General features: G+C 69.5%; 10 protein-coding genes. 6 read left to right on the plus strand and 4 right to left on the minus strand.

Annotated elements, in window-relative coordinates:
- The first annotated feature begins 208 nt into the window (after nt 1–208).
- Nucleotides 209–4504, plus strand: a complete 4296-nt coding sequence (locus ACZ6I3_RS02720) for a CHAT domain-containing protein (protein WP_469411036.1) — start codon at nt 209–211, stop codon at nt 4502–4504.
- Nucleotides 4505–4584: 80 nt separating this feature from the next.
- On the opposite strand, the gene nadA is transcribed toward ACZ6I3_RS02720, so the two are convergent.
- On the minus strand, nt 4585–5769 hold the full coding sequence (gene nadA / locus ACZ6I3_RS02725) for a quinolinate synthase NadA (protein ID WP_399019238.1): 1185 nt from the start codon (nt 5767–5769) through the stop codon (nt 4585–4587).
- A gap of 282 nt (nt 5770–6051) precedes the next feature.
- Here nadA and ACZ6I3_RS02730 point away from each other — a divergent pair, with 282 nt between their 5' ends.
- On the plus strand, nt 6052–6408 hold the full coding sequence (locus tag ACZ6I3_RS02730; RefSeq protein WP_469411037.1) for a HesB/IscA family protein: 357 nt from the start codon (nt 6052–6054) through the stop codon (nt 6406–6408).
- Nucleotides 6409–6503: 95 nt separating this feature from the next.
- On the opposite strand, the gene ACZ6I3_RS02735 is transcribed toward ACZ6I3_RS02730, so the two are convergent.
- Together ACZ6I3_RS02735 and ACZ6I3_RS02740 are read right to left on the minus strand one after the other, a co-directional pair.
- Nucleotides 6504–8393: a hypothetical protein gene (locus tag ACZ6I3_RS02735; RefSeq protein WP_469411038.1), complete on the minus strand. Its 1890-nt coding sequence runs from the start codon at nt 8391–8393 to the stop codon at nt 6504–6506.
- 145 nt (nt 8394–8538) lie between these two features.
- On the minus strand, nt 8539–8748 hold the full coding sequence (locus ACZ6I3_RS02740; protein ID WP_193483837.1) for a hypothetical protein: 210 nt from the start codon (nt 8746–8748) through the stop codon (nt 8539–8541).
- 132 nt (nt 8749–8880) lie between these two features.
- Between ACZ6I3_RS02740 and ACZ6I3_RS02745 the strand changes: the two genes are divergently transcribed.
- Complete coding sequence (locus tag ACZ6I3_RS02745) at nt 8881–9855, plus strand: carbohydrate kinase family protein (RefSeq protein WP_469411039.1); 975 nt, start codon at nt 8881–8883, stop codon at nt 9853–9855.
- Nucleotides 9856–9924: 69 nt separating this feature from the next.
- Here ACZ6I3_RS02745 and ACZ6I3_RS02750 read toward each other — a convergent pair whose 3' ends face one another.
- Nucleotides 9925–11304, minus strand: a complete 1380-nt coding sequence (locus tag ACZ6I3_RS02750; RefSeq protein ID WP_469411040.1) for an aminotransferase class V-fold PLP-dependent enzyme — start codon at nt 11302–11304, stop codon at nt 9925–9927.
- A 264-nt stretch (nt 11305–11568) separates the two neighbouring features.
- Between ACZ6I3_RS02750 and ctaC the strand changes: the two genes are divergently transcribed.
- From ctaC to ACZ6I3_RS02765, 3 genes are read left to right on the plus strand one after another with little or no spacing between them, the layout of a single operon-like run.
- The gene (gene ctaC / locus ACZ6I3_RS02755) at nt 11569–12534 is read left to right on the plus strand and encodes an aa3-type cytochrome oxidase subunit II (RefSeq protein ID WP_469411041.1); all 966 of its coding nucleotides are present in this window, start codon (nt 11569–11571) and stop codon (nt 12532–12534) included.
- Nucleotides 12531–14267, plus strand: a complete 1737-nt coding sequence (gene ctaD / locus ACZ6I3_RS02760) for an aa3-type cytochrome oxidase subunit I (RefSeq protein WP_469411042.1) — start codon at nt 12531–12533, stop codon at nt 14265–14267. The genes ctaC and ctaD overlap by 4 nt, the downstream gene beginning before the upstream one ends.
- The gene (locus ACZ6I3_RS02765) at nt 14264–14662 is read left to right on the plus strand and encodes a cytochrome c oxidase subunit 4 (protein WP_469411043.1); all 399 of its coding nucleotides are present in this window, start codon (nt 14264–14266) and stop codon (nt 14660–14662) included. Before ctaD ends, ACZ6I3_RS02765 begins: the two co-directional genes overlap by 4 nt.
- Nucleotides 14663–14787 lie beyond the last annotated feature (125 nt).

Here is a 14787-nt window from a genome sequence, read left to right on the forward strand (position 1 = left end):
GCCACGATGGACGGACTGATCACGAAAGGGGCCGCTTATGGGCCTGTCACTTCCGTTTCCCGAGGGAAGCCGACCCGAAAACATTCGTGTGTATGCCGTTCCGGGTGGGAAGTCGGAGCAGCCTGAAGGGTCCGAGGGTGTTGGTGATTCAGGTGATTCAAGGGAATCCATAGAAGGTGCGACAGAGAGTTCGAACAAGATCCCTGCCGTGTGGCCCGAATTCGTGTTCGTCGGATTCCAGCCCTCACGCCCTCGGCGACAGGACTCTGCGTTCCTCACGACTCTCCTCGCTCTCATCGATTCGTGGCGCGAGGAGCGGGACCGGCTCTCCGAGGACGTTCTGCTCAGAATCCTGACGGAGTCCACGCTCCCGGACCTCACCCCCGGGCAGCGCATCGCCGTGCTGCTGCTGATCGCCGAGACGTTCGGCGCGGTTGAGGCACACACCGGCGAGGTCATATCCGCAGCGGACCGAGCGCTGGGCGAGGCCCGAGCGCTGAGCGGGGCCGGAGGGGGGCTGTCCGCCGAGGTGTCCTTCCGGGCAGGGCGGCTACTGGCGTACCGGGGCGACGTGCAGCACCGGCGGCGGGGGATCGCCGTGCTCGACGAGGCGGCGGCACTGGCCGGCCCGGACCTGCGCCACCGTATGGCGGCCGCTGCCGGCCTGGCACACATGGCCATGTACGAGGAGGACGGGGAACCGGCGAACCTGGAGCAGGCCGTGGCGGCGTACCGCCGGGCGGTAGCGGAAGCGCGGCCGGACTGCGAACGCCGGCGCGAGTACCTGGTGGACCTCGCTGCTCTGCTTGCCCTCCGGTCCCGCGTGGTCGGCTTGCGCCCGGACCTCGTGGAGGCGCTCGATCTCTTCACGGAGGTGCTCGGCCCCGGACACGAGGATCCTGCTCTCCCGGTCGCTCCCGGTGGCCGGGTCCCGCAGGACACCCCACGAGAATGGCAGGGGCTGCTGCTCGACACGATCGGCGAGCTGCTGCGCCGCGCCTCCGGCCCTGCCGACGTGGACCGGGCCATCGGCCTGCTGGAGAGCCTGCTCTCCCGGTCGGCCGATCCGGCACTGAGCGGCGATGCCCGCTACACCCTCGCCTACGCGCTGGAACTGCGATGGTCCGGAAGCGGTGAACTCGCCGCTCTGCGGCGCAGCCGGGACCTCCTCGCAGGGCTCCTCGACGAGAGCGACCCGGACACACCCCCGCCCCCGGACCTGCTCGCCGGGGCCGCCATGGTCGGCTTCCGCTACGCGCAAGCAACCGGCGCCGCACACGACCTGAACCAGTCGCTACGTCTGGTGGACGAGGCACTCGCAGCGTCGGCGGACGACCCCGGGCGTACGGCCGGCCGCCGACGGGACAAGGCCGTGCTGCTGGAGGCCAGGGCGCTTGCGGACGGCGACCCGGCCGATCTGGACGCCGCGGTCGCCCTGCTTGAACAGGCCGCGGGCCATTCCAGCACAGCTCTCGACGCCCTCATCAGCCTCGGTTTCGTCCTCCTCACCCGCTACCGGCGGACCCACCGGACGGCGGACCTGGACCGCGCGGTCCGTGAACTCGACGCCGCCGTCGCCGCGGCGGGCACACCGGCGGACCGGATGCGCGCGCTGCAGGCGATGCACCACGCCACCGGCGTACGCCACACCGCACTCGGCGCCCCCGAGGACCTGGACCGGATGCGCACCCTTGCGCAGGAAGCACGGTCGGCCGCGGCGGAGACACCCGAACTGCGCGACACCGTCTCCCGCTATCTGGCTGAGGCCCTTGAGTCGCGCTTCTCCGCCACCGGCGACCCGGCCGCTCTCGACGAGGCCGTCACTGTCCTGGAGGAGCGCTTGGCCGACGCCGGTCCCGACGAGGCCGCGCTGGACCGCACCAGGCAGGAACTCGCTCTGACCTTGTGGAAGAGGTACCAGAGCGACGGTGACGGCGGGCGGCTGTCCCGGGCCGTCGTCCTGCTTGAGACCACGCTGCCGAGGCAGCCCGCCCACAGCTTCGCCCGTGCCCAGGTCCTGGGGCTCCTGGGCCTGTTCCGGCGCGACCTGTACATCCACGCGGGCGTCGGCGCGGACCTGGACGCGGCGCTCGAGCACCTGAACGAGGCGCTGGCGTATCTGGCGCCGACGGACGACAAGTACGCGGAGATCGCCACGAACTACGGTCTGGCCCTGTGGGACCGGTACGGCCGGGACGGCAATCTCAACGACCTGGACCGGGCGATCGCCGTCATCGACATGGTCCTGGACGGACCAACCGCGGGTGGCGCGGCGCCGGTCATCGGACTCAACCTCCTGGGCGTCGCCCTGCGTGACCGGTACCACGTCACGAGCGACCCACAGGACCTGCATCGCGCCGTGGACGCCTACGAGCGGGCCACGGCGTCACCCTCGATCGCCGACACCTTGTTTCCCGGCGGTGTCCTCAACAACTACGGCGGCGCCCTCATGGACCGCTACCGGCACACCCACGATCTGATGGACCTCACGCGTTCCATCGACGTGTTCGACCGGTCCGTCGACGCCGCCCCGCCCGGCAGCCCCGACCGGCCCAGGTACCTGTTGAACCTCGCCGGAGGGCTGCAGCTGCGGTACGAACGCCTGCACGACCTCGAGGACATCGAACGGGCCGTCCGCCTGCTGGAGGACGCTCTCGCCGCTGCGTCTGAAAGCTGGGTCAACCGCTCCTCCGTGCTCATGGCGCTGGGCAGAACCCTGCGCGTCCGGTACCAGCAGCTCGGCCGGCGTGACGACCGCCGCCGTGCTGTGGAGTCGTACCGCACCGGTTGCCTCTCCGGGCTGAGCACCCAGGCGGGCCCGGCCCTGATCGCCGCCGGGGAGTGGGCGAGATGGGCCTTCCGGGAGGGGGCTTGGTCCGATGCGGCCGAGGCGTGCCGCGTCGCCGTGCGGGCCACGACCAACCTCTACGAGGCTCAGTTCGGCAGGCGTCACAAGGAGAGCTGGCTGCTTACGGCCCAGGGCCTGCCGGCCCTCGCCGCCTTTGCCATGGCCATGCGCGGTGCGCCGAGGGAAGCGGTCGTCGCGCTGGAGCGGGGCCGTGCCCAGCAACTGAGCGAGGTACTGGAACGCGACCGGGCACAGCTCGATGACCTAATCGAGGGCGGGCACGGGGACAGCGTGCGCCGCTACCAGCGAGCCAACAGGGAGTGGAGCGAACGCATCCGTAGCTGGGAGGCCGCTGGGGAAGGCGTCACCATCGGGCCGGCCCCTGTGGCCACCGAAGAGGAGCGGCTTCGTGCCGCGCGCCGCGAGCTCGACACGAGCATCGAGGAGATCCGCCGCGTCAAACCCGACTTCCTGGACGCCCCGGAATTCTCCGACATCGCCGCAGCGGCCACCACGGCACCCCTTGTCTACCTCGCGGCCACCGGCGCGGGCGGTGTGGCGCTGGTCGTGGGCCCGGGCGACGGCTCCGTCGACACTGTGTGGCTGCCCGGGCTGACCGAGCAGGCCGTGACGCGGCGAGCCCACGACCTACGGGAAGCATATGCCGGGCGGAGGCGGGAAGCGGGCATCTGGCGCGGAACGCTGGACGCGGTCACCGCATGGCTGTGGGACGCGGCGATGAAGGACGTGCTCGGCCGACTAGCCCCGAAAACAAGCGCCTTCCTCATTCCGGCAGGCCAGCTGGGCCTGCTGCCCCTGCACGCGGCCTGGACCCTCGACGCCTCGCGTCCGACGCGGCGCCGGTACGCCATGGACGACTGCGTCCTGAGCTATGCACCGAACGCGCGCAGTCTGCGCACCGCCCAGGAGATCGCCGAGCGGGTTCCGATGTCCTCGCTGCTCACAGTCAACGACCCGCTGCCGAGCGGATACCCGCCCCTGGCGTTCGCCGCGGTGGAAGTCGCTGCGGCCCGCGCACACTTCGCCGACTCTCGTGGCCTGTGCCGCACGGCCGCCCGTGTTCAGGAGGTGACGGACGAGCTGGGGCGGCATCAGGTGCACCACTTCGCCTGCCACGGTGTCGCCAACCTCAGTGATCCCTTGGAAAGCGCCTTGGTGCTGGCCGACGACCAGCCTCTGACACTCGGCGATGTGCTGCGGCTGCGGCTGACCGGCCACGGCTCGGGTGGTGTGCGCCTGGCGATCCTGTCCAGCTGCGAGAGCCAGGTGCCCGGGCTGGCGCTCCCCGACGAGGCGGTGAGCCTGCCGACCGGGCTCCTGCAGGCCGGAGTGGCCGGGATCACCGCCACCCAGTGGGCGATCCAAGACCTGGCCTCCTGTCTGCTGATGACCTGCTTCCACCAGGAACTCAGGCGCACGGACTCCACGCCGGCCGCAGCTCTGAGAGCGGCGCAGCGGTGGGTGCGGGACACCACCAATGAGGAGAAGGTGAAGGCCCTCCGAGGAGACGCCGAGTCCCTCCTTCCGCCCGAGGCGACGCGCGCCCTGTGGCGGGCGCTGGTCCGCAGACCAGCCCAGGAGCGGTCCTTCGCCCACGCATCGGACTGGGCGGCCTTCTCCCACGTGGGTCTCTGAGACACGGGCCCCGCCCGAGACCCAGGGGGTACGGGCGGGGGCTGTGTCACCGGGAACGTACGGGTCGGTGGGCGGGCGCCCTACGGCAGCGCCAGCATCCGCTCCAGCGCCAGCTTCGCGAACGCCTCCGTCTCCTTGTCCACCTCGATGCGGTTGACGAGGTTGCCCTCGGCCAGGGACTCCAGGGCCCAGACCAGGTGGGGGAGGTCGATGCGGTTCATCGTCGAACAGAAGCAGACCGTCTTGTCGAGGAAGACGATCTCCTTGCCCTCGGGTGCGAAACGGTTCGCCAGGCGGCGGACCAGGTTCAGCTCCGTGCCGATGGCCCACTTGGAGCCGGCGGGCGCGGCCTCCAGAGCCTTGATGATGTACTCCGTCGAGCCGACGTAGTCCGCGGCGGCCACGACCTCGTGGCGGCACTCGGGGTGGACCAGGACGTTCACGCCCGGGATGCGCTCGCGGACGTCGTTCACCGAGTCCAGGCTGAAGCGGCCGTGCACCGAGCAGTGGCCGCGCCACAGGATCATCTTCGCGGCGCGCAGTTCCTCGGTCGTCAGCCCGCCGTTGGGCTTGTGCGGGTTGTAGAGGACGCAGTCCTCCAGGGACATGCCCATGTCCCGGACGGCGGTATTGCGGCCGAGGTGCTGGTCGGGGAGGAAGAGGACCTTCTCGCCCTGCTCGAAGGCCCAGTCCAGGGCCCGTTTCGCGTTCGAGGAGGTGCAGATCGTGCCGCCGTGCTTGCCCGTGAACGCCTTGATGTCGGCGGACGAGTTCATGTACGAGACGGGCACGACCTGCTCGGCTATGCCGGCCTCGGTCAGCACGTCCCAGCACTCGGCGACCTGCTCGGCCGTCGCCATGTCGGCCATCGAGCAGCCGGCGGCCAGGTCGGGCAGGACGACCTTCTGGTCGTCGGAGGTCAGGATGTCCGCGGACTCCGCCATGAAGTGCACACCGCAGAAGACGATGTACTCGGCCTCCGGGCGCGCGGCCGCGTCCCGGGCCAGCTTGAACGAGTCACCCGTCACGTCGGCGAACTGGATGACCTCGTCGCGCTGGTAGTGGTGGCCGAGCACGAAGACCTTGTCCCCGAGCTTCTCCTTCGCCTTGCGGGCGCGCTCCACCAGGTCCGGGTCGGACGGCGAGGGCAGGTCGCCGGGGCACTCCACGCCGCGCTCGCTCTTCGGGTCGGCCTCACGGCCGAGGAGCAGCAGGGCGAGGGGCGTCGGCTGAACGTCGAGCTCCTGGGGCTGGGCGGTGGTCACCACACGCACCCTTTCTCTTCCGCGACTTTTCGTCGATTTGACGCTATCTATCATAACTGCTTCACGTCACTTTGACGATGGCCATAGCGTCTGTGTGACGTGAATCCCGGTGAGCCGCCGTTCATTCCCGGGAAGACCCGGAAAGAGACGTTTTCCGGTTCCCGGCGCGTGTGCGAGCATGAAACGGAGCCGTAAATCGAGCGCCCGGCCCGGAATGAATCCGCGGCCCCGCCGGTTGCCACTGTCGGCAAGCAGTCTCCGTACAACCCGGGAGAGATGTAGATGTCCGTATCGGACGAGACCACCACCGTCAGCGACGGCATCATCCTGACCGACGCCGCCGCGGACAAGGTCAAGACCCTGCTCGACCAGGAAGGCCGCGACGACCTCGCGCTGCGCGTCGCCGTCCAGCCCGGCGGCTGCTCCGGCCTGCGCTACCAGCTGTTCTTCGACGAGCGTTCCCTCGATGGCGACGTCCTGAAGGACTTCGGCGGTGTGAGGGTCGTCACCGACCGCATGAGCGCCCCGTACCTGGGTGGTGCCACGATCGACTTCGTGGACACGATCGAGAAGCAGGGCTTCACGATCGACAACCCGAACGCGACCGGCTCCTGCGCCTGCGGCGACTCCTTCAGCTGAGCCTGCCGGGCCGCCATCGGCGGCAGCGGACATGACGAAGGCGGCGGCCCCCTCCGACGGGGCCGCCGCCTTCGCGCTGCGTACCTGCGCCGCTCCTACCGCTCCCGCGTCGGGGGAGCCGGAAGCCGTGCGCCCTCACTGGCCAGCGGGACGCCCTTGCCGTCCGAGTCCACGACCGTACGGTCACCCAGCGGCTCGTCCAGCCGCACGGTCTCCTGGAACTGCTTCGCGATCATGATGCAGACCTTGTCCGTCCAGGCGGTGGAGGTCACCTCGACCGTCACCTCGTCGCCCTTCTCGCTCGCCTTCACGTCGTAGTCGGCACACACACCGCCCGTGAAGGTCACGGTCAGCTCGTCACCCTCGGCCCGGTAGCCGTCCACCTCGACGTTGCGCGGACCGGGCGCCGACGTCGGCCTGTCACTCGGCTCGCTCGGCTGGGCAGAGGTCAGATACTTCGGGTCGACCGCCGGGTACGTCACCGTGAACGGGTCCTTCGCGCCCGGCGCCGTCACCTCGAACAGCCAGGACGGCACCAGCGCCTGCCGGCCGTCCACGAAGTGCGAGGCCAGCCCGAACACCGCGTTCTCGACCGTGACCGAGTCCTGCTCCTGCCCCTGCCCCTGCTCGGGACCACCGCTCGCCGACGCTCCGCAGGGCTCCTCCAGCCGGTCCTTCAGCGGCACGGCGCTCGCACAGCCGCCGATGCCCATCCGGTGATCGCTCGTCGGCCGCTCCTCCATCAGCTCCAGCGCCTTCTTGGCACTGACCACGGGGTACGTGTCCCCCTTGGCCGGCACCTTCAGCTGACCGCTGCCGCCGACGACCACGCCCTCGGAGCCGACCGTCACCCCGGTGTTCCAGCCGTGCGTCGGCAGCCCGCCGACCTCGGGAGCGGCGTTCACCACCCGCTGGGCTCCCATGACCTGGCTCGCGTCGAGCTTCGCGTCGTCCTGACCCAGCGCCTTCAGCACGGGCGCGGCGGCCTTCTCGGCCTCCGCCTCGCTCACCGGGGTGCCGCCGGACTGCGGAGCCGTGCACGTGTCGGTGCCCTTGCAGTTGTCGGTGCCCGGGGCATAGCGGTTGAACGTCCAGGCTCCCGGCGCCTGCTTGTTCACCTGGAGGCTCGGCCCGGAACCGTCCTGACCGGCCCCGACCTTCCAGGCCTCGCCCTGTGCCACCGGCGAACCCTCGACCCCGAGGGCCTTCGCCAGCCGGGCCACGTCCTCCTTGGTGACCTCGCCCCGCGCCCGGTACACCGGGGCTTCGCCGGGGCCGTCCGGCAGCGTGCCGCCGAGCTTGTAGGTGGGGCCGTAGGGGTTGGGCTCACCGGGTGCGATGCCGTTGCCCTCGCCGGAGGTCGATTCCGAGTACCCGTCGAGCGCGAGCGGCGGGGGAGTGTCGTCCCCGCCGGGCGCGCCGGACGTCTGTCCACCGCCGGACCCGTCGGCCACGTTCGTGGCGAGCCAGGCCCCGCCCCCGCCGATCAGCAGCACGGCGGCGGCGACGGAGGCGATGATCGCGGGCGTCCGAGGCCGCCCGCCGCCCGGGTGGACCAGGTCCTCGTCGTTGCGGGGCAGGTCATTGTCCGGCGTCGCGGCGGCGTCTTCGCCGGCTTCCGCGTCAGTGGCGGCTTCTGGCTCTGTTGCTGCCTCTCCCTCTCCTTCTGCTTCTGCCGGGGGCGAGCCGGCGTCTGCCGTGTCGTCCTCACGGGGCTCGTCCTCACGGGCCTCGGACTCACGGCCCTCGGACGCCTCGGGAGCCTCAGGGGCTCCGTCGGCGTCGGCGTCGGGGCCCTGCTCCGTCTCGGCGACCCCCGGCGTGTCGACCTCACGGGATTCGGCGGCCTCGGTCACGTCCTCGGCGTCCGCCGAACCCCGTTCACCGTCGGAGACGCCCCCGATGTCCCGGGCAGGGTCGGCGGCGGCTCCGGGGCCGCCCGCTTCCCTGGCGTCGTCGTCGTTGTCGGGTCGCTCGGTGTTCACCGCATCGCTCCTTCGGCTGCACAGCCGCCCCATGGGACCCGGACCGGTCACATATGGGGCGCTGGTGGGTCGTATCCCGCCTCCCCTTTACGGGGGACAGCGATGGGACGCAGCGGGGGAGCACACGGTTCCCGCAGGGGCCCGTTCAGTCCCCGTAGTCCGACATGGCGTCGAGCAGCCGGGCCGACGCCGGGGGTACCGTCACACCATGGATCAGGGCCGGGGAGACCGGTCGGGAGGCGATCCGGTCGGGAGCCGCCCAGTGGGGAGCCATCCGCGCCCCGTCACCCGGCAACGACGCCAGATCGCCTTCGAGATCGACCGGAACGGGTGTCTGGACCTTGAGGTTCGTCATAGCGGCACCGTAGGCACGCTCGAGCTCGCGGAGAAAGATCTACTATCGGGTAGTTTCGTTGCCTTCAGAGCTGCCCCGCCCACCCGATAGCGTGAAGTGTCAAGGCCCGCCTCCCTCAGGAGAATCCACGCCGTGCGCATCGCAGTCACCGGCTCCATCGCCACCGACCACCTCATGACCTTCCCCGGTCGCTTCGCCGACCAGCTCGTAGCGGACCAGCTGCACACGGTCTCGCTGTCGTTCCTGGTCGACAAGCTCGACGTCCGCCGCGGCGGCGTCGCCGCGAACATCGCGTTCGGCATGGGACAGCTCGGTACCCGGCCGATCCTGGTCGGCGCCGCGGGCGCGGACTTCGACGAGTACCGCGCCTGGCTCGACCGGCACGGCGTCGACACCGACTCCGTCCGCATCTCCGACACGCTGCACACCGCCCGCTTCGTGTGCACGACCGACTCCGACCACAACCAGATCGGCTCCTTCTATACGGGCGCCATGAGCGAGGCCCGCCTCATCGAGCTGAAGACCGTCGCCGACCGGGTCGGCGGACTCGACCTGGTCTCCATCGGCGCGGACGACCCGGAGGCGATGCTGCGCCACACCGAGGAGTGCCGCTCCCGGTCCATCCCGTTCGCCGCCGACTTCTCCCAGCAGATCGCCCGGATGAACGGCGAGGAGATCCGCATCCTGCTGGACGGGGCGACGTACCTCTTCTCCAACGAGTACGAGAAGGGCCTCATCGAGACCAAGACCGGCTGGAGCGACTCCGAGATCCTGTCCAGGGTCGGCCACCGCGTCACCACCCTCGGCGCGCGCGGCGTGCGTATCGAGCGGGTCGGCGAGGACCCGATCGAGGTCGGCACGCCGGACGAGGAGCGCAAGGCCGACCCCACGGGCGTCGGCGACGCGTTCCGCGCGGGCTTCATGTCGGGCCTCGCGTGGGGTGTCTCCCTGGAGCGGGCCGCGCAGGTCGGCTGCATGCTGGCGACTCTCGTCATCGAGACGGTGGGGACGCAGGAGTACCAGTTGCTCCGCGGGCACTTCATGGAGCGGTTCACCAAGGCGTACGGGGATGAGGCGGCGACCGAGGTTCAGGGGCATCTGGCCTGACCGTTGTCGGCTGCGGGGGCGTCGGGGGGGCTGGTCGCGCAGCTCCCCGCGCCCCCGAAAGCAGGGCGTTCAGCTCACCCGGCGGACCAGGTACGCCGTTCCCTTGTCCGCCGGCTCCTCCCCTACGTACTCCTGGCCCCTCATCTCGCACCACGCGGGAATGTCGAGCCGCGCCGCCTCGTCATCGGAGAGGACCCGGACCAGACCGCCCACGGTTACGTCACCGATGACCTTGGCCAGCTCGATCACCGGAATCGGGCAGCGCTTGCCGAGGGAGTCCACGATGAGGACGTCCTCCTCGCGGGCGACATCGGAGACGACCGGCGCCCCCAGTTTCTCCCGCACTCCCGCTACCACCCGGGGAAGCACCTCCAGGAAGCGCTCCACATCCTCCTCCGCCGCCCCCAGCGGCAGCGACACCCGCACATTGCCCTCGCTCAGCACGCCCATAGCCCGCAGCACATGGCTCGGCGTCAGCGTGCTGCTCGTGCAGGACGATCCGGACGAGACCGAGAACCCCTCCCGGTCCAGCTCGTGCAGCAGCGCCTCTCCGTCGACATAGAGACAGGAGAAGGTGACGACCCCGGGGATCCGGCGCACCGGATCCCCGACCACCTCGACATCGGGAACCAGCCCCGGCACCCGGGCCCGGATCCGCTCCGTCAGCTCCCGCAACCGCGCGGCTTCCCCGGCCGCCTCCGCGCGCACGGCCCGCAGCGACGCCGCCGCGGCCACGATCGCCGGGATGTTCTCGAAACCGGCCGCCCGCCCCGACTCCCGCTCGTCCACCGGCCCTTGCGCCGAGAACCGCACCCCCTTCCGCACCACGAGCAGCCCGACCCCGGACGGCCCGCCCCACTTGTGCGCACTGGCCGTCAGCAGCGACCAGTCCCCGTCCACCGGCCCCCAGCCGAGCGACTGCGCGGCATCCACCAGCAGCGGCACCCCGGCCTCCCGGCACCGCTCGGCCACCGCCGCCACGGGCTGCTCCGTCCCCACCTCGTGATTGGCCGACTGGAGGCAGGCCAGCGCCGTGTCCCCGCGCAGGGCATCGCCGTACGCCGCCGGATCCACCGCCCCGCCCCGGTCGACCGGCACCTGGGTGACGGAGCCGCCGCCTGCCTCGTGCACCTCGGCCGAATGGAGTACCGAAGAATGTTCGACCGCTGACACGATCAGGTGGCCCCCGATCCGCCGCCGCCCGGCCAGCGCCCCCGCAACCCCCGCATGCACGGCACGCGTTCCGGACGACGTGAACACCAGCTCGTCCGCCCGGCACCCCACCGCCTCGGCAGCGGCCTCCCGGGCGGCGTCCACCAGCATCCGAGCCCGCCGCCCTTCCCTGTACAGCCGCGCGGGATCCGCCCACCCCTCATCGAGGGAGGCCAGCAGAGCCTGCCGGGCAACAGAATGAAGCGGAGCAGCGGAAGCAGCATCGAAGTAGGCCACACGTCAACGCTAGAACGCCCAGCGCGCAGACGTCCCTCAGGGGCGCGGGGAACTGCGCGAAGAGCCACAAACCACCCGCAGCCGCCAATTCAGCGAACCCCTCGGGTGAGTAGGCACCCCTCCTAGAGAACCCCCGGAAGGCGTCGGCTAGGGTTTGGTCCGCATAAACATCCAAACCCCTGCCCGACGCAGGGCGGCGACCGACCAGCGAGAAGGCCAGGCCGCAGCCGATCCGCGCGGGCGAGACTCTCGGGAAGGCGCTACGTGAGTCCCAACGGCTCCGACCGCTCGCCGCGGCGCCCGATGCGGCGGAAGCTGCTGCAAGGCATGACCGCGGGCCTGGTCCTGGCGACAGCCACCGGTTGCTCGTACAACTGGGAAGACTTCCCCCGCCTTGGTATGCCCACCCCGACCACGGAAGAGGCTCCGCGGATCCTCTCCCTGTGGCAGGGGTCCTGGGCGGCCGCCCTCGCCGTTGGCGTGCTGGTGTGGGGTCTGATCCTGTGGAGTGCGTTCTTCCACCGGCGCAGCCGCACCAAGGTCGAAGTTCCCCCACAGACCCGGTACAACATGCCCATCGAGGCGCTGTACACCGTGGTCCCGCTCATCATCGTCTCGGTGCTGTTCTACTTCACCGCCCGTGACGAGTCCGAGCTGCTCAGCCTCAAGAAGAAGCCCGACGTCACGGTCAACGTGGTCGGCTTCCAGTGGAGCTGGTGCTTCAACTACATCGAGCCCGTCGCGGGTTCCACCGGTGACGCCAAGACCTCCAAGGACCTGGACGCGATCCCGGACCGCTTCAAGAAGGCGTTCCCGGACAACGCGGGCGGTGCCTACGACTGCGGTACCCCCGGTACGCGGAACCCGCAGACCAACAACCCCGGTCCGACGCTCTGGCTGCCCAAGGGCAAGACGGTCCGCTTCGTGCTGACCTCGCGTGACGTCATCCACTCCTTCTGGGTGGTGCCGTTCCTGATGAAGCAGGACGTCATCCCGGGCCACACCAACGCCTTCGAGGTGACCCCCAACAAGGAGGGCACCTTCCTGGGCAAGTGCGCCGAGCTCTGCGGCGTCGACCACTCTCGGATGCTGTTCAACGTGAAGGTCGTCTCCCCCGAGCGCTACGAGCAGCACCTCAAGGACCTCGTGGACAAGCAGCAGAACGGTTACGTTCCTGCCGGCATCGCGCAGACGAGCCACGAGAAGAACCGGGAGACGAACAACCTGTGAGCATCCTCAACGAACCCCAGGGTGCCGCGGCAGCAGGGTCCCACTATGCGGACGAGTTGCCGGTCAGGCGCCAGAACCGCGGCAGTGTCGTGGTCAAGTGGCTGACGACGACGGACCACAAGACGATCGGCACGATGTACCTCATTACATCGTTCGCCTTCTTCGTCATCGGTGGCGTGATGGCGCTCTTCATGCGCGCCGAGCTGGCCCGGCCGGGTCTGCAGATCATGTCGAACGAGCAGTTCAACCAGGCGTTCACGATGCACGGCACGATCATGCTGCTGATGTTCGCGACGCCGCTGTTCGCCGGCTTCGCGAACTGGATCATGCCGCTGCAGATCGGCGCGCCCGACGTGGCGTTCCCGCGGCTGAACATGTTCGCCTACTGGCTGTACCTCTTCGGCTCGCTCATCGCGGTCGGTGGCTTCCTCACCCCGCAGGGCGCGGCCGACTTCGGCTGGTTCGCCTACAGCCCGCTCTCGGACGCGGTCCGCAGCCCGGGCATCGGCGCCGACATGTGGATCATGGGTCTGGCCTTCTCCGGCTTCGGCACCATCCTCGGCTCGGTCAACTTCATCACCACGATCATCTGCATGCGCGCCCCCGGCATGACGATGTTCCGCATGCCGATCTTCGTGTGGAACGTGCTGCTGACCGGTGTGCTGGTCCTGCTCGCCTTCCCGGTCCTCGCGGCCGCGCTGTTCGCCCTGGAGGCGGACCGCAAGTTCGGCGCCCACATCTTCGACTCCGCCAACGGCGGCGCGTTGCTGTGGCAGCACCTCTTCTGGTTCTTCGGCCATCCAGAGGTGTACATCATCGCGCTGCCGTTCTTCGGCATCATCTCCGAGGTCATCCCGGTCTTCTCCCGCAAGCCGATGTTCGGTTACACGGGTCTGATCAGCGCGACCATCGCGATCGCGGGCCTGTCCGTGACGGTGTGGGCGCACCACATGTACGTCACCGGCGGTGTGCTGCTGCCGTTCTTCTCCTTCATGACGTTCCTCATCGCCGTACCCACAGGCGTGAAGTTCTTCAACTGGATCGGAACGATGTGGAAGGGCTCGTTGTCCTTCGAGACACCGATGCTCTGGGCGACCGGCTTCCTGATCACCTTCACCTTCGGTGGTCTGACCGGTGTCATCCTGGCCTCGCCGCCGATGGACTTCCACGTCTCCGACTCGTACTTCGTGGTCGCGCACTTCCACTACGTCGTCTTCGGCACCGTGGTGTTCGCGATGTTCTCCGGCTTCCACTTCTGGTGGCCGAAGTGGACCGGCAAGATGCTGGACGAGCGCCTCGGCAAGATCACCTTCTGGACGCTGTTCATCGGCTTCCACGGCACGTTCCTGGTCCAGCACTGGCTGGGTGCCGAGGGCATGCCGCGTCGTTACGCGGACTACCTCGCGGCCGACGGCTTCACCGCGCTGAACACGATCTCGACGATCAGCTCGTTCCTGCTCGGCATGTCGATCCTGCCGTTCTTCTACAACGTGTGGAAGACGGCCAAGTACGGCAAGCCGGTCGAGGTCGACGACCCGTGGGGCTACGGCCGCTCCCTGGAGTGGGCCACCTCCTGCCCGCCGCCGCGGCACAACTTCATCACCATGCCGCGGATCCGCAGTGAATCCCCGGCGTTCGACCTGCACCACCCGGAGATCGCCGCTCTCGACCAGCTCGAGAACGCGGGGCACGGCGAGAAGGCCCTCGCCGGCGGCAAGGAGGCCGGCAAGTGAAGATTCAGGGCAAGATGTTCATGTGGCTGAGCTTCTTCGTCCTCGTCATGGCGGTCGTCTATGGCGTGTGGTCGAAGGAGCCAGCCGGCACCACGGCCCTCTTCCTGACCTTCGGCCTGTGCATCATGATCGGCTTCTACCTCGGCTTCACGGCCAAGCGGGTCGACGTGGGCGCGCAGGACAACAAGGAGGCGGACGTCGCGGACGACGCCGGCGAGGTCGGGTTCTTCAGCCCGCACAGCTGGCAGCCGCTCTCGCTGGCCATCGGCGGCGCCTGCGCCTTCCTGTCGGTCGCCATCGGCTGGTGGCTGATGTACTTCTCGCTGCCGATCATCCTGATCGGCATCTGGGGCTGGGTCTTCGAGTACTACCGCGGTGAGAACCGCACCCAGTAGTACGCGCCGAGCGCTTCAGGGGCCCGGACACTCCGAGAGGAGCGTCCGGGCCCCTGCTTTGTGCCGTCTTTCTGCCGCAATATCTGTCACCCGTACGAGTCTCTCGGCGTGCCGCTGTTGACGGG

It is taken from the genome of Streptomyces sp. NPDC041940, assembly GCF_055589465.1.